The organism is Mesorhizobium sp. P2_A8 (assembly GCF_056404935.1).
On the sequence record NZ_JBFUDB010000001.1, the window covers coordinates 905,604 to 923,016 of the forward strand.

General features: G+C 64.3%; 17 protein-coding genes. 13 read left to right on the forward strand and 4 right to left on the reverse strand.

Going from position 1 to position 17,413, the window contains the following annotated elements; genetic code table 11:
* Positions 1 to 38 precede the first annotated feature (38 nt).
* Positions 39 to 1,310 carry an MFS transporter gene (locus AC1D10_RS04405; protein WP_477269071.1) on the forward strand — a complete coding sequence of 424 codons (1,272 nt, stop codon included), beginning with the start codon at positions 39 to 41 and terminating at the stop codon, positions 1,308 to 1,310.
* A gap of 83 nt (positions 1,311 to 1,393) precedes the next feature.
* On the opposite strand, the gene AC1D10_RS04410 is transcribed toward AC1D10_RS04405, so the two are convergent.
* Positions 1,394 to 2,245 carry a mechanosensitive ion channel family protein gene (locus AC1D10_RS04410; protein WP_477269072.1) on the reverse strand — a complete coding sequence of 284 codons (852 nt, stop codon included), beginning with the start codon at positions 2,243 to 2,245 and terminating at the stop codon, positions 1,394 to 1,396.
* A 242-nt stretch (positions 2,246 to 2,487) separates the two neighbouring features.
* Between AC1D10_RS04410 and rsfS the strand changes: the two genes are divergently transcribed.
* The 10 genes from rsfS to AC1D10_RS04460 all read left to right on the forward strand — a co-directional run bounded on the left by rsfS (position 2,488) and on the right by AC1D10_RS04460 (position 12,097).
* Positions 2,488 to 2,865: a ribosome silencing factor gene (rsfS, locus tag AC1D10_RS04415; RefSeq protein ID WP_023678068.1), complete on the forward strand. Its 378-nt coding sequence runs from the start codon at positions 2,488 to 2,490 to the stop codon at positions 2,863 to 2,865.
* 85 nt (positions 2,866 to 2,950) lie between these two features.
* Positions 2,951 to 3,433: a 23S rRNA (pseudouridine(1915)-N(3))-methyltransferase RlmH gene (rlmH, locus tag AC1D10_RS04420; RefSeq protein WP_477269073.1), complete on the forward strand. Its 483-nt coding sequence runs from the start codon at positions 2,951 to 2,953 to the stop codon at positions 3,431 to 3,433.
* A gap of 125 nt (positions 3,434 to 3,558) precedes the next feature.
* Complete coding sequence (locus tag AC1D10_RS04425) at positions 3,559 to 4,890, forward strand: murein hydrolase activator EnvC family protein (RefSeq protein ID WP_477269074.1); 1,332 nt, start codon at positions 3,559 to 3,561, stop codon at positions 4,888 to 4,890.
* Between the two features lies 1 nt (position 4,891).
* Positions 4,892 to 6,223 (forward strand): S41 family peptidase, encoded by a 1,332-nt coding sequence (locus tag AC1D10_RS04430; protein ID WP_379099884.1) that lies wholly within the window; start codon positions 4,892 to 4,894, stop codon positions 6,221 to 6,223.
* A 194-nt stretch (positions 6,224 to 6,417) separates the two neighbouring features.
* Entirely contained in the window at positions 6,418 to 7,596 is a 1,179-nt protein-coding gene (locus AC1D10_RS04435; RefSeq protein WP_477269075.1) for a divergent polysaccharide deacetylase family protein, read from the forward strand.
* Between the two features lie 30 nt (positions 7,597 to 7,626).
* Positions 7,627 to 8,148 carry an RNA pyrophosphohydrolase gene (locus AC1D10_RS04440; protein WP_477269076.1) on the forward strand — a complete coding sequence of 174 codons (522 nt, stop codon included), beginning with the start codon at positions 7,627 to 7,629 and terminating at the stop codon, positions 8,146 to 8,148.
* A 174-nt stretch (positions 8,149 to 8,322) separates the two neighbouring features.
* The gene (gene alr, locus AC1D10_RS04445; protein ID WP_477269077.1) at positions 8,323 to 9,462 is read left to right on the forward strand and encodes an alanine racemase; all 1,140 of its coding nucleotides are present in this window, start codon (positions 8,323 to 8,325) and stop codon (positions 9,460 to 9,462) included.
* A 275-nt stretch (positions 9,463 to 9,737) separates the two neighbouring features.
* Positions 9,738 to 10,160 (forward strand): nucleoside diphosphate kinase regulator, encoded by a 423-nt coding sequence (rnk, locus tag AC1D10_RS04450; protein WP_477269078.1) that lies wholly within the window; start codon positions 9,738 to 9,740, stop codon positions 10,158 to 10,160.
* A 2-nt stretch (positions 10,161 to 10,162) separates the two neighbouring features.
* Positions 10,163 to 10,717, forward strand: a complete 555-nt coding sequence (locus AC1D10_RS04455) for a GreA/GreB family elongation factor (RefSeq protein ID WP_477269079.1) — start codon at positions 10,163 to 10,165, stop codon at positions 10,715 to 10,717.
* Positions 10,718 to 10,840: 123 nt separating this feature from the next.
* Complete coding sequence (locus AC1D10_RS04460) at positions 10,841 to 12,097, forward strand: D-amino acid dehydrogenase (RefSeq protein WP_477269080.1); 1,257 nt, start codon at positions 10,841 to 10,843, stop codon at positions 12,095 to 12,097.
* Positions 12,098 to 12,101: 4 nt separating this feature from the next.
* Here the strand turns inward: AC1D10_RS04460 and AC1D10_RS04465 are convergent, their stop codons facing one another.
* From AC1D10_RS04465 to AC1D10_RS04475, 3 genes are all read right to left on the reverse strand, one after another.
* Complete coding sequence (locus tag AC1D10_RS04465) at positions 12,102 to 14,261, reverse strand: phospholipase D-like domain-containing protein (protein WP_477269081.1); 2,160 nt, start codon at positions 14,259 to 14,261, stop codon at positions 12,102 to 12,104.
* A complete protein-coding gene (locus AC1D10_RS04470; RefSeq protein WP_477269082.1) occupies positions 14,258 to 14,701 on the reverse strand; it encodes a hypothetical protein in 444 nt (147 codons plus the stop codon). The genes AC1D10_RS04465 and AC1D10_RS04470 overlap by 4 nt, the downstream gene beginning before the upstream one ends.
* A gap of 121 nt (positions 14,702 to 14,822) precedes the next feature.
* Positions 14,823 to 15,704 carry a LysR family transcriptional regulator gene (locus AC1D10_RS04475; RefSeq protein ID WP_477269083.1) on the reverse strand — a complete coding sequence of 294 codons (882 nt, stop codon included), beginning with the start codon at positions 15,702 to 15,704 and terminating at the stop codon, positions 14,823 to 14,825.
* 29 nt (positions 15,705 to 15,733) lie between these two features.
* On the opposite strand from AC1D10_RS04475, the gene AC1D10_RS04480 reads away from it, so the two are divergent.
* Complete coding sequence (locus AC1D10_RS04480; protein ID WP_477269084.1) at positions 15,734 to 15,913, forward strand: hypothetical protein; 180 nt, start codon at positions 15,734 to 15,736, stop codon at positions 15,911 to 15,913.
* The gene (locus AC1D10_RS04485) at positions 15,910 to 17,406 is read left to right on the forward strand and encodes a CoA-acylating methylmalonate-semialdehyde dehydrogenase (protein ID WP_477269085.1); all 1,497 of its coding nucleotides are present in this window, start codon (positions 15,910 to 15,912) and stop codon (positions 17,404 to 17,406) included. The genes AC1D10_RS04480 and AC1D10_RS04485 overlap by 4 nt, the downstream gene beginning before the upstream one ends.
* Positions 17,407 to 17,413 lie beyond the last annotated feature (7 nt).

Here is a 17,413-nt window from a genome sequence, read left to right on the forward strand (position 1 = left end):
GCTCCCTTTGCCCGTTTCATCGGCAATTCTGAGCAGGCATGTCGATTCCCAGGAAAAACCGTACCGAAGCCGGGCAGGACGATGAGTCCACGCCGCTGATCGCGATTGCCAGCGTCATCGCGTCGATGGCGTTGATCGCCGTCGGCAACGGGCTGATGTTTGCCTATATCCCGGTCCGGCTCGGCGCCGAGGGCTTCGATCCGACCTGGGCCGGGCTGATCATCACCGGACTTTCGGCCGGCGGCCTCGCCGGGTGTATCCTGACTGGACCGCTGGTGCGAAGGGTTGGCCATGCCCGCGCCTTCATGGTGCTGTCGGCGCTGATCGCACTGGCCAATGCCGCCGTCGGTGCCGGCCCGCATCCGCTGATTTGGATCGCGGCCCGCGCGCTCTACGGCTTTGCCATATGCGGCCTGTTCATCGTCGCGCAGAGCTGGCTGAACGATGCGGTTGCCAATGCCATCCGCGGCAGGGTGATGGCGTTCTTCTACGTTGCCTATGTCGCCGGGCTTGGTGTCGGCTATGCGACTCTGGCTCTTGTCGACATCAGAACCGCGGACGCGCCGCTGATCGGCATCGCCTTCACGGCGCTGTCGATCCTGCCCGTGGGGTTGACCAGGCTTGCCCAGCCGCCGGCACCGCAAGCGGCCTCGGTGGCGCTCGGCCGGGCCTGGCGGATTTCACCGGTCGGCGTTGCCGGCATGCTTGCAGTCGGTGGCCTGTCGATGTCGATCGCCGGCTTCGCGCCGATCCACGCCACGGCCAAGGGCTACAGCCAGGCAGACGTCGCCCTGCTGCTTTCGGCGATGCCGGTCGGCACGCTGATCCTGCAGATCCCGCTCGGCTGGATTTCCGACCGCACCGACCGCCGCTACGTGCTGATCGCCGCATCAGCGCTCGCCGCGGCGGCAGGGATGTTTGCGCTCGGTTTCGACGGCGGTGCGCTGGCGGCGCTGGTGGTGATCTACATCGTCTGGGACGGCGCCTCGGAATCGATCTATTCGCTGGCCAGCGCGCATGCCGCCGACCGCGCCGGCAAGGACGACATGGTGGCGCTGTCCAGTTCGCTGTTGTTCGCCTGGTCGCTTTCGGGCTTCATCGTGCCCGGCATCGTCACCGCGCTGTCGGCCGTCTTCGGGACGCAGGCCTTCATCTATGTGGCGATCGTCATCGCCTGCGCCTTCTGTCTGTTCGTGCTTTTGCGCGTGGTGACGACGCAGGCTGTTCCAGCCGCCGAAACCGGCAGTTTCGCGCCGATGACGGCGCAGGCGCCCTTGCCGGTCGAACTGGCCTTCGCGCCGGACGAGTAGGCCCGGCATCGGGGCAATTGAGCCCATCCCGGTGGGACCGGGATGGTTTGAGCATGATCTTCTTCGAAAACCGGTACCCACGCTTATTGCCGGCGGGCTTCCGGCGCCGGCGCTTCGGGTGGCGGCAGCGGGATCGATATGCCTTCTGCGTCGAATTCCTGCTTGGCGCGCTTGGTGAGGTCGGCCTGAGTGGCGAAGAAATCCGCCGACGATGTCCAGTAGCGCAGTGAAATCGAGACGGTACTTTCGCCAAGGGTCGCCACGAACGCGATCGGCCCCGGGTCGCGCTTGACCCGGCGCTCGGCGACCGCAATGGCAAGCAGCGCCTTCTGGGCGCGGTCGATGTCGTTCCAGGAGCCGATCGAGAGCGTGATGTCGCCGCGGCGCACGCCGTTGCGCGAAAAATTGCGCACCGGCTGGTTCCACAACGTCGAATTGGGCGCCAGGATGTAGACGCCGTCGGCGGCCCTGAGCCTGGTGGCGAAGAGGCCGATCTCCTCGATCGAGCCGGCAATCGAACCGACCTCGACGGATTCGCCGATGCGGAACGGCCGCAGCGCCAGAAGCATGATGCCTGCGGCAATGTTCTGCAGCGTGCCTTGCAGCGCCAGGCCGATGGCGAGACCGATGGCGCCGATCGCGGCGATGATCGACGCTGTCTGCACGCCGAACTGTCCTAGCACCATGATCGTGACGAGGATCAGGATGGCATAGCGGACGATCTTGGAGAAGAAATGCCGCAACGTCGCGTCGAAACCATGGATGTGGCCGAGTCCAGCGAAGATGGAACGCTCGGCAAGTCCGGCGACGATATAGCCGACAATCAAAAGGATGACGGCACCGATGGCCGAGAAGGCGTAGGAAACGATCAGCGTGCTGAGCTGCGCGAGGCCGGCCTGGACGGTCAGAAGGGCGTTTTGAGGGTCGATCGGCATGGGGAAAATCCGGTTGGTCGGTGAGCCGATAACCCATGCGGACGGCCATGGTTCCGATCTTTTCGCGCATGCGGCGGAACCGCGGGACCGACAATACGTTCGTGCGCGACAGGGCGCCGTCTTGAAACTGCAACGGAACTCTGCCTATCTAAGAGGCGTCACCTGTTTTTGTGGGTGATTTGGTTGTTCTTGCTGCGAAAGGAAATACACTGAGAACAGCACTGCGGAAGAAGGCCGATATCATGCCTTCGCCGGCCGGGATCAGCGTAAACGACGCCGTGTCCCGTGCCATCAAGACAGTCCTTGCCAGTCTGGAAGACTCCAAGGCCGAAAACATCGTCTCAATCGACATTCAGGGGAAATCGAGCCTCGGCGACTATATGGTCGTCGCGTCGGGTCGATCGCACCGTCATGTCTCGGCTGTCGCCGATCACCTGCTCAAGGCGCTCAAGGATGCCGGTCTCGGCACGGCGCGCGTCGAGGGGCTGGCAGGCGCCGACTGGGTCCTGATCGATTCGGGCGACATCATCGTCCATGTCTTCCGTCCCGAAGTCCGCGACTTCTACAATCTCGAAAAGATGTGGCAGGCGCCGGATCTCGAGGAAGAGACCCTCCACTAAGCCGTCTTTGTTTTGATGCATGTCATCGTCCCGAAACCGGTTCCCACTTTTGGGTGACATGCATTAGCGGCTTATAGGGGCGAGGATGAAGATATCAGTTCATGCCGTGGGCCGGATGAAAGCCGGCCCCGAGAAGCAGCTCGCCGACCGCTATTTCGAGCGCTTTGCCAAGAGCGGCCCGGCGGTGGGGCTCGAATTTGCCGGCGTGGCCGAAATTGCCGAGGGGCGCGCCCAGACCGCCAACGAGCGCCGGCGCGAGGAAGGCCAGAAGCTGCAGGGGCAGCTGCAGCCCGGCACCTCGCTATTCCTGCTTGACGAACGCGGCAAGAATTTTTCGTCCGAAGACTTCGCAGGCCGCATCGGCCAGCTGCGTGATGGCGGCCGCAAGGCGCTGGTCATTGCCATTGGCGGTGCCGACGGGCACGATCAGCCGCTGCGCGATCAAGCCGAACTGGTGATGTCATTCGGATTGCTGACCTGGCCGCACCAACTGGTGCGCGTGATGCTGGGGGAGCAGTTATACCGGGCCGCGACCATCCTGTCCGGCCATCCCTATCATCGTTCGTAAACCGGTGAATTGGCGCGACACACACGGATTTCCGCCCCAATGCCGCACCAGACTACGCCAATTGACGGGGCCTCCGAACATGGTTGATTGTTCGTTAACGAAGCCACGCATAGAGTCGGGCTTCAATGTCTGAAGACTGGAAATCAAGGACGAGCTCATGGCGCGCGCGCTGCTGCATCGCGGCGGCGGTGCTCGTGCTGTCGCTGCACGCGGCGCGAGCCGAGAACACGCTCGACCTTGCCCCCGATCCGGACCAGAGCCGCGCCGAATACGAACAGGTCGCGAAGGAGATCACCCTCTCGTCCGAGCGCCTGGCCAAGCTTTCGGCAGACATAGCGACGATCAAGAAGGATCATGCCTCGATCACTGCCGCGCTGATCCAGTCGGCAATGACCGAGCAGAAGCTCGGCCAGGACATCGAGGATATCGGCGCCAGGCTGGAAGGGCTGAAGGATCAGGAACAGAAGATCCGCACTTCACTGATGGCACGACGCGACGTGCTGGCGGAGGTACTGGGTGCCCTGCAGCGCATGGGGCTCAACCCGCCGCCGGCGATCCTGGTCAAGCCGGAGGACGCGCTGTCGTCGGTGCGCAGCGCCATCCTGCTCGGCGCCGTCGTTCCGGAACTGCGCCAGCAGACGGATATTTTGCTGACCGATCTCAAGGAACAGTCGCGGGTGACGGCCTCGATCGAGGCCGAGCGGGCGCGGCTGACGGCGGCGGTTGGCGACCAGACGGCGGAAAAGAAGCGACTCGGCATGCTGCTGGAGGCCAAGCAGAAGCTTGAAACCGACACGCAAACGGAAATCGCCGCAGAAAAGCAGCGATCCGAGGCGCTGGCCGCCAAGGCCGGCAGCTTGAAGGAACTGATCGCGTCGCTCGAAGCCGACAAGAGCCGCAAGGCGGCGGATGCGGCCAAGGCCGCCGAGCAGAAGACGGCGGATGGCGACAAGACAGCGGCGCCGGCCGATCTGGCGTCGCTACCGGTGCCGGAAGGCAATCAACTCACAGCAGCGGCACCGTTTTCGGCGCTGCAGGGACAGATCGTGCTGCCGGTCACCGGCCGCATCAAACGGCGATTCGGTGCCGAGGACGGTAACGGCGCGGTGATGCTTGGCGACATGGTTGCGACACAATCGGGAGCCATCGTCACCGCGCCGGCGGATGGGAATGTGCTTTATGCGGGGCCGTTTCGCTCCTATGGTCAACTCTTGATCCTGAACGCAGGCGACGGCTATCATGTCGTTTTGGCGGGGATGAGCAGAATCAGCGTCGCGACTGGCCAGTCAGTGCTCGCAGGAGAGCCGGTCGGCGCGATGGGAGAGGCCCGGGTGGCGAGCACCTCGGTTTCGAAGAATGGAAATGCCACACCGGAACTCTATGTCGAGTTCCGCAAGGATGGAAAACCCGTCGATCCGGCCCCATGGTGGGCGGACCGTTTTTCTGGAAGGACGTGAAATGATGCGGAAACTGTCGCTTCTGTTTGCCGGTGCGCTGATGGGCGCGTCCGCCATGAGCCTTGTTTATGGCACACCCGGCTCGGCGGCGAACGCTGCAGGGTCGGAGACCTACAAGCAACTGGCCATCTTCGGCGATATCTTCGAGCGGGTACGGGCACAGTACGTGACGCCGCCCGACGACAAGTCGCTGGTCGAGAACGCCATCAACGGCATGCTTGCCTCGCTTGACCCGCACTCCTCCTACATGAACGCCGAGCAGGCGCAGGACATGCGCGTGCAGACCAAGGGTGAGTTCGGCGGCCTCGGCATCGAGGTCACCATGGAAAACGACCTGGTCAAGGTGATCACGCCGATCGACGACACGCCGGCCGCCAAGGCAGGTGTGCTTGCCGGTGACTATATCGCCAAGATCGATGGCGAGGAGGTCCGCGGCCTGACCCTCAACGACGCCGTCGAGAAGATGCGCGGCCTGGTCAACACGCCGATCAAGCTCACCATCCTGCGCCAGGGCGCCGACAAGCCGATCGAACTGACGGTCGTGCGCGACATCATCAAGGTCAAGGCGGTCAAGTTCCGGGTCGAGAACGACATCGGCTACATGAAGATCACCTCCTTCACGGAAAAGACCTATGACGACCTCGAGAGCGCCATCGACACCATCAAGAAGCAGGTGCCGAACGACAAGCTCAAGGGCTATGTGCTCGATCTGCGTCTCAATCCGGGTGGCCTGCTCGACCAGGCGGTAAGCGTGTCCGATGCCTTCCTCAACCGCGGCGAGATTGTCTCGACGCGCGGCCGCGATCCGAAGGACGTCACCCGCTTCGATGCCAAGCCCAAGCAGGTCGACGACATCAACGGCAAGCCGATGATCGTGTTGGTCAATGGTGGCTCGGCCAGTGCTTCCGAAATCGTTGCCGGCGCGCTGCAGGACCTGCGCCGCGTCACGGTGGTCGGCACGCAGTCCTTCGGCAAGGGTTCGGTGCAGACCATCATTCCGCTCGGCGAGAATGGTGCGCTCAGGCTGACGACGGCGCTCTATTACACGCCGTCCGGCAAATCGATCCAGGGCAAGGGCATCACGCCCGACATCAAGGTCGACCAGCCGCTGCCACCGGAACTGCAGGGCAGAGATCTGACGCGCGGCGAATCCGACCTCAAGGGCCATATCAAGGGTGCCGACGAGAGTTCGACCGGTTCGGGCTCGGCGGCCTATGTGCCGCCGGATCCGAAGGACGATCTGCAGCTCATCTATGCCGAACAGCTGCTGCGCGGCCAGAAGACCGATCCGGCTTTTCCGCCCAATCCGGAAAAGGCCGTGCTCAACCAGTAAGGGTTGTGGCCGACAACAGGCTGGCCGCCTGATGGAAGCAATGCGATGCTGCCGGGACCGAAAGGTTCCGGCAGTTTGATTCGGGGCAGGCGAAGCCCTGAAATGTGGCGCCAGGGGTGCGCCAGGATTGATGAATTCGTGCATGTCTTTTCGAAGGGGTTTCGTCTTCGGAGCCATGCGCCCGGGGATGCAGCTTGGCTGACATAGGCAAGGACATCGAACGCCCGCTTGGACAAACCGTCCGGCCGCCGCGCGTCGCCGGCAAGGTGCGCCCCGGTGCGATCGCGGCAACCGTGGTCGTGCTGGCGGTGGTCGGCGTCTCGGGTGCGATCGCGCTGAGGGAAAAGCCGTTCCGCAAGCCGCAAGAGGTCGCCGTGTCGACGCCGAAAGTGACGGCGGCGGCCGAGCCCGCCGCTGCGCCGGTCGCATTGGCCCCGGTGGCGGCACCCAAGCCGGAGGCGCCGGCAAAGACAGGCGGGCCGCAGATCATCCATGTGCAGACGGAAGAGGGTGATGGCCCGCCCAAGGCGATCGTCATCCGCGACCCGTCGACCCTCGGCCAGAATTTGAAGATCGCCCATATTCCCGACAAGGCGCTGATCGAAGCCAGCGAAACCGGGCCTCTGCCCGTCCGTGCAGCCGATGGCCGGCGGCCTTTCGACGTCTATGCGCGGCCCTGGTCGGGCGCGCGCGGTGCGCGGGTGGCGATCGTCATCGGCGGGCTTTCGGTTTCGCAGACCGGCACCCAGGCGGCGATCGCCAAACTGCCGGCGGAAGTGACGCTGGCCTTCGCGCCGCAAGGCAACAGCATCGGCCGCTGGATGCAGGCGGCGCGGCAGAGCGGCCACGAGATCGTCATGCAGGTGCCGCTCGAACCGTTCGACTACCCGAAGATAAACCCCGGCCGCAACACGCTGACGGTGGCGGCGAGCGCGGACGAGAATTTGAAAAACCTGCGCTGGGCGCTGTCGCGGACGACGAACTACACCGGAGTCATGAACTACATGGGCGCGCGTTTTTCCGCTGACGCGGCGGCGATGGAGCCGTTCATGGCCGAGCTCGGCAAACGCGGGCTGGCCTATATCGATGACGGCTCGTCGGCGCGCAGCCTGGCGCCGGACCTGGCTTTGAAGGACGGGGTGCCCTTCGTCTCCGGCGACACGGCGATCGATGCCGTACAGGATCGCGGCGCCATCCTGAAAAAGCTCGACGGGCTGGAAGCCACCGCGCGCGCCAAAGGCTTTGCCGTCGGCATCGGCTCGGCCTTCGACGTGACGGTCGACACGGTGGCGTCCTGGGTGGTGGAGGCCAAGAAGCGCGGCATCGAGATCGTGCCGATTTCAGCGGTGGCCATCGATCCGCAAAAAGGCTAGCCATCGGCAAACGGCTTGGAAGATTGACTGATGGCAAAGACAAAAAGAGTCGACCGCGAAACGCTGCCCTATCGTCCCTGTGTCGGGCTGCTGATCCTCAATGCCGATGGCCTGGTCTGGGTCGGGCATCGCATCGCCGAACCGGACAGCGAATTCGCAGGTACGACACAGCTCTGGCAGATGCCGCAAGGCGGCATCGACAAGGGCGAGGCGCCGTTGCAGGCGGCCGAGCGCGAGCTCTTCGAAGAGACCGGCATGCGTGGCGTCTCGCTGCTTGCCGAAGCGCCGGACTGGATCAACTATGATCTGCCGGACCACCTCGTCGGCATCGCCTTCAAGGGCAGGTATCGCGGCCAGACGCAGAAATGGTTCGCCTTCCGCTTCCACGGCGATATCAGCGAGATCCAGATCAATCCGCCGCCAGGCGGCCACACCGCCGAATTCGACAAATGGGCATGGCGGCCGATGCAGGACTTGCCCGACCTTGTCGTGCCGTTCAAGCGTCATGTCTATGAAGACGTGGTGGCGGCGTTCCGGCACCTGGTGCAATAGCCTCGACGCGAAGCGACCGCAGTTGCCGCGCCGGCCCGGCGGTTCTATTGATGTCTAAAGCGCGTCGCGTGGGTTCAAGCGACGCGCTTTATGTCTTTGTCTTATGCATGTCGTCCTCCCTAAACCGGGCCACTTTTTGGGCGACATGCATTATCCGCCGCAAGAAGGGTCGCCATGAACGACGCCCCCAAGAGGTCGCTGCCCGAGGACGTCGCTGCCACAAGCGAAGCGGTGGCCGGCGCCATCCTCACCATCGACCTTGGCGCGATCCGTGAAAACTACCGGCGGCTGAAAGCGCAACTGGGGGGCGTTCGCTGTGCCGGCGTGGTCAAGGCCGACGGCTACGGGCTTGGCGCGAGCCAGGTGGCCGCCGCGTTGCTGCGCGAAGGCTGCGAGAACTTCTTCGTCGCGCTTCTCGGCGAAGGCATCGCCTTGCGCCGCTCGCTTGGGCCGGCCCCTTCCATTTTTGTGCTGAACGGCATTCCGCCCGGTGCCGAGCCGGACGCCGTGGCGGCAAACCTTTGCGCCGTCGTCAACAGCCCGGAACAACTGGCGGCCTGGCGTGCGGCGGCCCGCCGCGCCGGCCGAAAACTGCCGGCGGCTATCCAGGTCGACAGCGGCATGTCGCGGCTCGGCATGGCGTCCCAGGATGTCGAGCGCATCGCTGCCGACCCGCGCGCCTTTGACGGCATCGACATCCGTTTCGTAATGAGCCATCTGGCCTGCGCCGATGAGCCGGATCATCCGGCCAATGAGCAGCAGCGATTTGCCTTCGAGCGGCTGCGCAAGCTGTTGCCGGAGGCACCGGCCTCGTTCACCAATTCGTCCGGCATCTTTCTTGGCCAGCGCTTTCACTATGATCTGGCCCGCCCCGGTGCGGCGCTCTACGGCATCAATCCGACACCGGCCAGGCCGAATCCGATGCTGCCGGTGGTGAGGCTGCAGGCCAAGGTCGTCCAGACACGCATGCTGGAGGCCGGCGTTGGTGTCGGCTACGGCCACATTTTCCGCACCACGGCTCCTCTCACCGCCGCGACGATTTCGCTCGGCTATGCCGATGGCTGGCATCGCCGCGCGGCGTCCGCGGCTTGGTTCGAGGGCGTGCGGTTGCCCTTCCTTGGGCGGGTGTCGATGGATTCGATCATTCTCGACATTTCCGCTTTGCCACCCGGCAAGCTCCGCGAAGGCGATCTCGTCGAGCTGCTCGGCCCCTCGCAAAGCGTCGATGACGCGGCCGGCCATGCCGGCACCATCGGCTACGAAATCCTGACCAGCCTCGGGCCTCGCTTTCATCGGCGATACGTCGACGGTTGAGCGGTTTGGCCGCGCTTGACAAGCGGACGCCTGTCGGCAAGGTTTCGTGCATGAGCAACCTCGCCCATATCAGAACCTTGTTCAGGGTCTGCCCGATCGCGGGATCGTAGCCCCGGCGCGGCCGCCTTCTTGGCGTCCGTCCGAACCGGGGCATCCATACATCCAACACCGCCATCAAGCCTGACAGCCCTCGCGGCTGCCGGCTTTTCATCAAGCTGCCGTCCGTACGGCGGCAAGCGCGCATCCATTCAATGCGCCAATTCATGAGGTTTGCCATGCAACATGCAACAGGACTGCGTCCACAGAACCAGATCATGGTCAGCGATGCTGACCATGACAGACTGACAGGCCTGGCGAGAGCGTCGCTCGACCGCACGCCTGAGACGGCCGAAGAGTTGCTTTCGGAAATGGACCGGGCTGTCGTCACGGAAGCGGCGGCGATGCCGGCCGACGTGGTGCGAATGGGTTCGACAGTGACAATCCGCGCCGAAAGCGGGACCCCCCAGCGGATCACGCTGGTCTATCCCGGCGATGCCAACATCGCTGAAAACAAGATCTCGGTGCTGACGCCCATGGGCACGGCGCTCATCGGTGCAACCGTCGGGCAGGCGGTGTGCTGGAGCAGCCGTGGCGGCAGGGAACTGTCGGTGACCGTCGAAGCCGTCGACACGCCCGCCTCCGGCCATCAGCGGCGCTGATCGTGGAGGCGGTGATGAAAGGTGCGAATTGTCGCTTGACGACGAAGGACTTTGCCGTCCTCGAAATCATGCTGGAGCGTCGGCGTGCATTCGCGGATCCGATGGTGGACATGCTTGAACACAAGCTTTCAAACGCTGATCTCGTCCCGATCGATTTGGTCGAACCCGATATCGTCACGCTGAACAGCAGAGTGGTGTTTTGCATCGGCGCGGGCCCTGCCGAGACGCGAACCCTGGTACAAAACGAGGTGCGCGGACCGGTCGGCTCCAGCCTGTCGATCGCAACGAGGCGCGGGCTTTGCATGCTTGGCATGGCGCAAGGCCAGGCGGCCGTGATCGAACAGGCCGACGGCAGGCGAGAGTCGATCCTGATCAAGGCCGTGCTTTATCAGCCAGAGGCTGCGCGGCGCGCGGTCGAGGAGAAATCCCAGGCCGAGGTGAGGCGACCGCATGGGCTCACCCTGGTCTACAGTGCCGCGGCCGACAGGCGGCCTCTTGGCGAGAAGGCTGGAATGCGGCAGACAGAAGACGACGACCCCGGTCCCTCGGCGGCTTGAACGGGCCACAGCGCAAGGCCCCGAAAATCGGAATCGATTTTCGGAAAGGATCATGCGCAAATCGGAAATGCGGCCGCGTCTACGGATGTCCTGAAGGACGCGCAGTGCGGCAAGGAGTGAACAATGAAAATCATGGTGCTGGGCGGTGGCGTCATCGGGGTGACCACGGCGTATTATCTCGCCGAGGCCGGCCACGAGGTGACGGTGGTCGATCGCCAGAAAGGCCCGGCGCTGGAAACCAGCTTCGCCAATGCCGGCGAGATCTCTCCCGGCTATGCCTCGCCCTGGGCAGGGCCCGGCATTCCGCTGAAGGCGATCAAATGGCTGCTGATGAAGCATGGCCCGCTGGTGGTGCGGCCGGCCTTCGACCCGCATATGTGGACGTGGCTGATCAAGATGCTGCGCAACTGTACGGCCGAGCGCTATGCGATCAACAAGGCGCGCATGGTGCCGCTGGCCGAGTACAGCCGCGACACGCTGAAGGCGCTGCGCGAAGCGACCGGCATTGCCTATGACGAGCGTAGCCAGGGCACGCTGCAGCTGTTCCGCACGCAAAAGCAGCTCGACGGCACCGGTGGCGATGTCGAGGTGCTGAAGAAGTATGGCGTTCCCTACGAGATCCTCGACCAGGACGGCTGTATCGCGGCGGAGCCGGGCTTGGCCGGCGTGCGCGAAAAATTCGTTGGTGGCCTCAGGCTGCCGCGCGACGAGACCGGCGACTGCAAGATGTTCACCGACAGGCTGGCCGAGCTGTGCGTGGCGCGTGGCGTCAAATTCGAATATGATCTGACGGTATGGCGCGTGCTGCGCAGCCGCAACCGCATCGCCAATCTCAGCACCAGCAAGGGCTGGATGACCGCTGACGCCTATGTGATGGCGATGGGCAGCTATTCGGCGGCGTTCATGCGCCGGGTGAAGCGGCCGATCCCAGTCTATCCGGTCAAGGGCTATTCGATCACCGTGCCGATCCAGGATGCCGCCGCGGCACCGGTGTCGACGGTGATGGACGAGACCTACAAGGTGGCGATCACCCGGCTCGGGAACCGCATCCGCGTCGGCGGCACGGCCGAGATTTCCGGCTTCGACCTCAGGCTGCACGAATCGCGGCGCCGCACGCTGGAACACTCGGTCGGCGATCTCTTTCCGGGCGCCGGCGCCATGCGGGACGCGACGTTTTGGTGCGGGCTGCGGCCGATGACGCCGGATGGCCCGCCGCTGATCGGCCGTACCGAGCTTTCCAATCTCTATCTCAACACCGGCCACGGCACGCTAGGCTGGACCATGGCCTGCGGCTCGGCCAAGGTGCTGGCCGACATCATCTCGAGCCGGGTGCCGGACATCGATGTCCGCGACCTCGCGCAGGAGCGTTACCTGCGATAGGGATTTAGAACGCCTGCCTGACCCAGTCTTCGTCGAACAGCAGCCGATAGGCCCACGGGATCGTCACATTGGTGGCGACCGGGTTGGAGTGGGCGAGATAGTCGTCATAGATCGCCTTCATCCTGGTGTAGAAGGCCGGGTCCAACACCATCATCCCGTTCTCTGAATCGTGGAAAAAACTGCGGTTGTTGAGATTGACCGAGGAGATGGCCACCAGCCTTTCGTCGATCATCATGATCTTGGAATGCAGAACGACATCGGGTGCCTTGAACTCGCGAATGTCGATGCGGTCGCCATATTTCTCGACGAACAGCTTGTTGAGTGCGGTGAGGAACTTGCCGCCGATATCGCCCTTGAGATCGATGCGGCCGACAATGTCGATCCTGACGCCGCGGGCCAGCGCCCGGTCGAAAGCGCGGCTAAGCTTTGGTGTCAGGTTGAGGTAGGGATTGACGATCTGGATCTGGTGCTGGGCGGCGTCGACCAGCTCGACGAAATAATCCTCCAGCGCATGGCCATCCGCATAGGGCACGGAGATGAAGTGCCGCGCCGTGCCTGACGGGCGGCGGCCGTCCGACCGGACCGGAATGGAGAAGGGCCGCGCGATGTTGGTGTCGGCGTCGCGCAGCCACACTGTCGAAAGATGCGCCGCGAGCGTCTCGACCGTGGTCCGGTCGGAGAACTCGATGTCGAAGTCGCTCCAGTTCGAATAGTAGTTCAGCGAGAACCCATCGGTCTTGCCGTATTGCTCCAGGTCCGGATGGCGCGAAAGATCAATCGGCTGGTGGAACAGGAAGCCGTCATGGATGTTGCGGCCGCCGATGATGACGCGCGAGCGCCCGGGCTCATCAGCCAGCGTCGCCAGCATCTTGACGTGGTGGGTCTTGTGCAATTGTGAGATCTGCTCGTCGATCGGCGCGCCCTGATCCGCCCGCCAGCGATATTCCTGCAGCTCGACATTGGGGAATTCGGCCGCCAGCCGGTGCAGAAGCGCATCGTCCTTGTCGCGCTCCAGCACGTCGGTGACCATGATGCGCACCTTGGTGCCGAGCGCGGCATGGTGGCGGATCAACCGTTCGATGATGCGGCCGGAAAAATCCGCCTTGAACTCGAGCGAGGACAGATAGATCAGTTTCAGCTTTGGCGCCTTTGAGAAGTCGAGAGGCAGCTCCGGATCGCCCTTGTCGATGGCGCTGTCGGACAGCGGTGCTCCCATCAGCGCCTCGACCTTGGCGTTGAAGCCGTCGCGTGACTTGCGCAGCAGGCGCGGTTCTCCAATAGGCAGGGCACAGGTCTGCGACAGCCAGCGGCTGGCGTAGAAGGCGCGGCTCAGCGGGTCGAGGCCCGTGGGGTCGGGGGTAGGACAACGCTCGTAACGGCTGTCGAAGGCGGCGAGCGCCGGATCGGCGGTCTCTTCGCGCCGGATGGTGAGCGGCGCGCCGGCCGGCACAAGGCTGGAGCGGATCCTGGCAGTGCAGCGGTTCAGGCTGTCGCTGGGGAACAGGCTGACGGTGTCGTCCTCGCCAGACAGGCGAAAGCGGAATGCCGTGCCCGCAGCAATGGTTCGCGAACCGGCGCCGTCGCGGAGCGCCAACGCGCCGTCGCATGAGCCCTCGATGTCGGCCGGTTGCTTGCCCGCCTGGCGCAGCACGATCTCGACGCTGCGCGCCTGCAGGCCGGAAAAGTCGAATGTCTTGGGCGCCGAAGGCCGTGCTGCCGCATCGATGTAGAGCGACTGCCTTGACACCCGCCAGCGTCCGTTGAAATGGCCATCGCCGCTGCCGCCGCTGACCGGCGGCAGATGCGTTTCGGCAACCGGCCCGGCCAGGTGCTGCAGCGTCCGGTAGGTCGCCTGGAAATCGCTGTTGCGGATCTCATGGCGGTCATGACCAAAAGGGCCGGTGCCGTTGGCCCGGTCCATGGCGCCGAGCTGGTGGTGGGCGAGCAGCGCCAGGAACCGCTTTTCATAGTCACTTGTGCCGGCGTCGCCAAAAAATTGAGCGGCGGCGACCCGCGGCCCAGGCGTCGTGGCCGACAGTGAGGGTCGAGCGCAGGCCTCCTGGCCCTGCAGCAGGTCGCAGGCATTGCGGCCCGACGAGCCGGCACAGCCGGCAAGGACCGCCAGCCCGAACAGGGCCACGATGATGGATGCGCGGCCGTTCACTCGGTCGCCCCGGCCTTCAGGGCGCTCAGTTGTGCCGGGTCGCGCGGCGGCATGAAGCCCTGCGGGAACACCTTGCAGACGGGGATGGCGAAAGTGGCAATGAGCAGCTCCGCCTCGCCGCGCATCTTGCGCGGAGCTGTCTTGTCGTCGCGTATCGCTTTCGCCGAGGCGACGAGGGCACCATCGCAGTCGCAATGATTGTGGCGGGCGATGTAGCAGGCGTCATGCGTCTGGCAGGCCGCGTCGAGACGGGAGACCGGGCGTGCCGACAGATCGCCGGTGCGGGTGCCGGGGCCGCAATAATTGCCGAAGACGAAAGGCGAAGGGCGGGCCATGGCGTAGCGGATCGGCCTGGGCAGTTCGGCTTCCGGCACCTTGGTCCATGGATTGGCGCAAGCGGAAAGAAAAACCAGCGGCAGGATGGCAAGAACGGCTCGCATTTTTATCCGCGCCAGCTTTCTGAATGTCCCCACCCGCAGCAGGAATTCCACCGTGACATCGGCAGAATTGCACGCCCGGTGCCACACTCATCGATTTTGTGGCGAGGAAAAGGCGGCATCTCTAAACGAACAGGCTTCTCTCCTGCTCCACCGCCTTGGTGATGAAGCTGGCGACGATCTGAACGCGGCGCAGCGGCCGGACCGATTCGTGGTAGACCAGCCAGTAGGCACGGCGGATGGGCGCCACCACGTCGACCGAAACCAGTTCCGGTATCGAGCGGGCGACGAAGGTGTGCAGGATGCCGATGCCGGCGCCCGACCGCACCGCTTCAGCCTGGCCGAGCGCCGAGGAGATGGCGAAGCTGGTGCGCCAGTCCGGGCTGAATTCGGCGGCGTAATCAAGAGAGGGGCTGACGATGAGGTCCGGCACATAGCCGATGAGAGTATGCTGGCCGAGCTCGGCGGCGCTCTGGGGCAGGCCATGCGCTTGCGCATAGGCGCGCGAGGCAAACAGGCCGAGCGAGTAGTCGACCAGCTTGCCCGCCACCAGCCGGCCTTCGGTCGGCCGCTCGACGGTGATGGCGATGTCCGCCTCGCGGCGCGACAGCGAGAAGGAGCGCGGCACCGGCACGAGCTGGATAGTCAATTCGCGGTGCAGCGTGGTCAGCGCGCCGAGACGTTTGGCCAGGAAAGCGACACCAAACCCGTCCGGCGCGCCGATGCGCACCGTGCCGGAGACATCGTCGCCTTCGCCGGCAACGATCGAGCGCGCGGCGATCATGTCGCCTTCCATGCGCTCGGCAATATCGAGAAAGCGCTCGCCCCCCGGCGTCAGTTCGCTGCCGGTGGTCAGTCGGCGAAACAGTTTTGTCCGCAGTGCATCCTCGAGTGCGGCGATGCGGCGCGAGACGGTGGCATGGTTGAGCTCCAGCCGCTTGGCCGCGCCAAGGATCTGCCCGGCCCGCGCCACCGCCAGGAAAATGCGGACGTCATCCCAGTTCATAGGGATGGTCCGATCGAATGATGAGCGCCGTGGAACTCAATCTCTCAATCCGTACAGCAGCAATGGCAATTCATCATTTTGCGGCAATTGATGCTCTTCCGTCAATCGCTATCTATTTCATGCACAACGGTTGCGTTCTGGCTCGCGTTGCCATCCGCCGGCCAAAGGCGGACAATGCGCCATCACAAACCCAGGGAGAGAAATCATGATCGACTACGGTCATTTCATCGGCGGCAAGCATGTCGCCGGGACCAGCGGCCGCAAGCAGGATGTCATGCAGCCGATGGACGGCACCGTGCGCGGCACGGTGGCGCTGGCTTCGCAGGCGGAACTGCGTGCAGCCGTCGAGAATGCCAAGGCGGCCCAACCGAAGTGGGCGGCAACCAATCCGCAGCGCCGCGTGCGCGTGCTGATGAAGTTTCTCGAACTCGTCGCCCGCGACTATGACCAACTGGCCGACATCCTGGCGCGCGAGCACGGCAAGACGATCGCCGACGCCAAGGGCGACATCCAGCGCGGCCTCGAAGTGGTCGAGGTCTGCATCGGCGCGCCGCATATGATGAAAGGCGAATTCACCGACGGCGCCGGCCCCGGCATTGACGTCTATTCGATGCGCCAGCCGCTCGGTGTCGTCGCCGGCATCACGCCGTTCAACTTCCCGGCAATGATCCCGCTTTGGAAGATCGCGCCGGCCATCGCCTGCGGCAACGCCTTTATCCTGAAGCCGTCGGAGCGCGATCCGGGCGTGCCGATGCGCATTGCCGAACTGTTCATCGAGGCCGGCCTGCCGGCTGGCATCCTCAACGTCGTCAATGGCGACAAGGGCGTGGTCGACGCGATCCTCGACGATCCCGACATCAAGGCCATCGGCTTTGTCGGCTCGACGCCGATCGCCCACTACATCTATTCGCGCGGCACCGCCGCCGGCAAGCGCGTGCAGTGCTTCGGCGGCGCCAAGAACCACATGATCATCATGCCCGACGCCGACATGGACCAGACCGTCGACGCGCTGATCGGTGCCGGCTACGGCTCGGCCGGCGAGCGCTGCATGGCGATCTCGGTGGCCGTCCCGGTCGGCGAGGATACCGCCAACCGGCTCATGGAAAAGCTGGTTCCGCGCGTCGAAAGCCTGAAGGTCGGACCTTCGACTGACTCTTCCGCCGATTTCGGCCCGCTGGTGACGGCGCAGGCGCTGGAGCGGGTCAAGGGTTACGTCGACACCGGTGTCAAGGAAGGCGCCAAGCTGGTCGTCGACGGCCGTGGCTTCTCCATGCAGGGTTACGAGGACGGCTACTACATGGGCGGCTGCCTGTTCGACAACGTCACATCAGACATGCGCATCTACAAGGAAGAGATCTTTGGTCCAGTGCTCTCGGTGGTACGGGCGCCGACCTATGAGAGCGCGATCAAACTCGCCAACGATCACGAGATGGGCAATGGCGTCGCCATCTTCACCCGTGACGGTGACGCGGCGCGCGACTTCGCCTCGCGGGTCCAGGTCGGCATGGTCGGCGTCAACGTGCCGATCCCGGTGCCGATCGCGTACTACACTTTCGGCGGCTGGAAGGCGTCGTCCTTCGGCGACCTCAACCAGCACGGCCCGGACGCGTTCCGCTTCTACACCAAGACCAAGACGGTCACCTCGCGCTGGCCGTCCGGCATCAAGGATGGTGCGGAGTTCGTCATCCCGACGATGAACTAAAATCCGA

Bases quoted from the DNA above. Each gene is read 5' to 3' on its own strand.
- AC1D10_RS04405 (WP_477269071.1), top strand. From the start codon at position 39: ATGTCGATTCCCAGGAAAAACCGTACCGAAGCCGGGCAGGACGATGAG.
- AC1D10_RS04410 (WP_477269072.1), bottom strand. From the start codon at position 2,245: ATGCCGATCGACCCTCAAAACGCCCTTCTGACCGTCCAGGCCGGCCTC.
- rsfS (WP_023678068.1), top strand. From the start codon at position 2,488: ATGCCTTCGCCGGCCGGGATCAGCGTAAACGACGCCGTGTCCCGTGCC.
- rlmH (WP_477269073.1), top strand. From the start codon at position 2,951: ATGAAGATATCAGTTCATGCCGTGGGCCGGATGAAAGCCGGCCCCGAG.
- AC1D10_RS04425 (WP_477269074.1), top strand. From the start codon at position 3,559: ATGTCTGAAGACTGGAAATCAAGGACGAGCTCATGGCGCGCGCGCTGC.
- AC1D10_RS04430 (WP_379099884.1), top strand. From the start codon at position 4,892: ATGATGCGGAAACTGTCGCTTCTGTTTGCCGGTGCGCTGATGGGCGCG.
- AC1D10_RS04440 (WP_477269076.1), top strand. From the start codon at position 7,627: ATGGCAAAGACAAAAAGAGTCGACCGCGAAACGCTGCCCTATCGTCCC.
- alr (WP_477269077.1), top strand. From the start codon at position 8,323: ATGAACGACGCCCCCAAGAGGTCGCTGCCCGAGGACGTCGCTGCCACA.
- rnk (WP_477269078.1), top strand. From the start codon at position 9,738: ATGCAACATGCAACAGGACTGCGTCCACAGAACCAGATCATGGTCAGC.
- AC1D10_RS04460 (WP_477269080.1), top strand. From the start codon at position 10,841: ATGAAAATCATGGTGCTGGGCGGTGGCGTCATCGGGGTGACCACGGCG.
- AC1D10_RS04470 (WP_477269082.1), bottom strand. From the start codon at position 14,701: ATGCGAGCCGTTCTTGCCATCCTGCCGCTGGTTTTTCTTTCCGCTTGC.
- AC1D10_RS04475 (WP_477269083.1), bottom strand. From the start codon at position 15,704: ATGAACTGGGATGACGTCCGCATTTTCCTGGCGGTGGCGCGGGCCGGG.
- AC1D10_RS04485 (WP_477269085.1), top strand. From the start codon at position 15,910: ATGATCGACTACGGTCATTTCATCGGCGGCAAGCATGTCGCCGGGACC.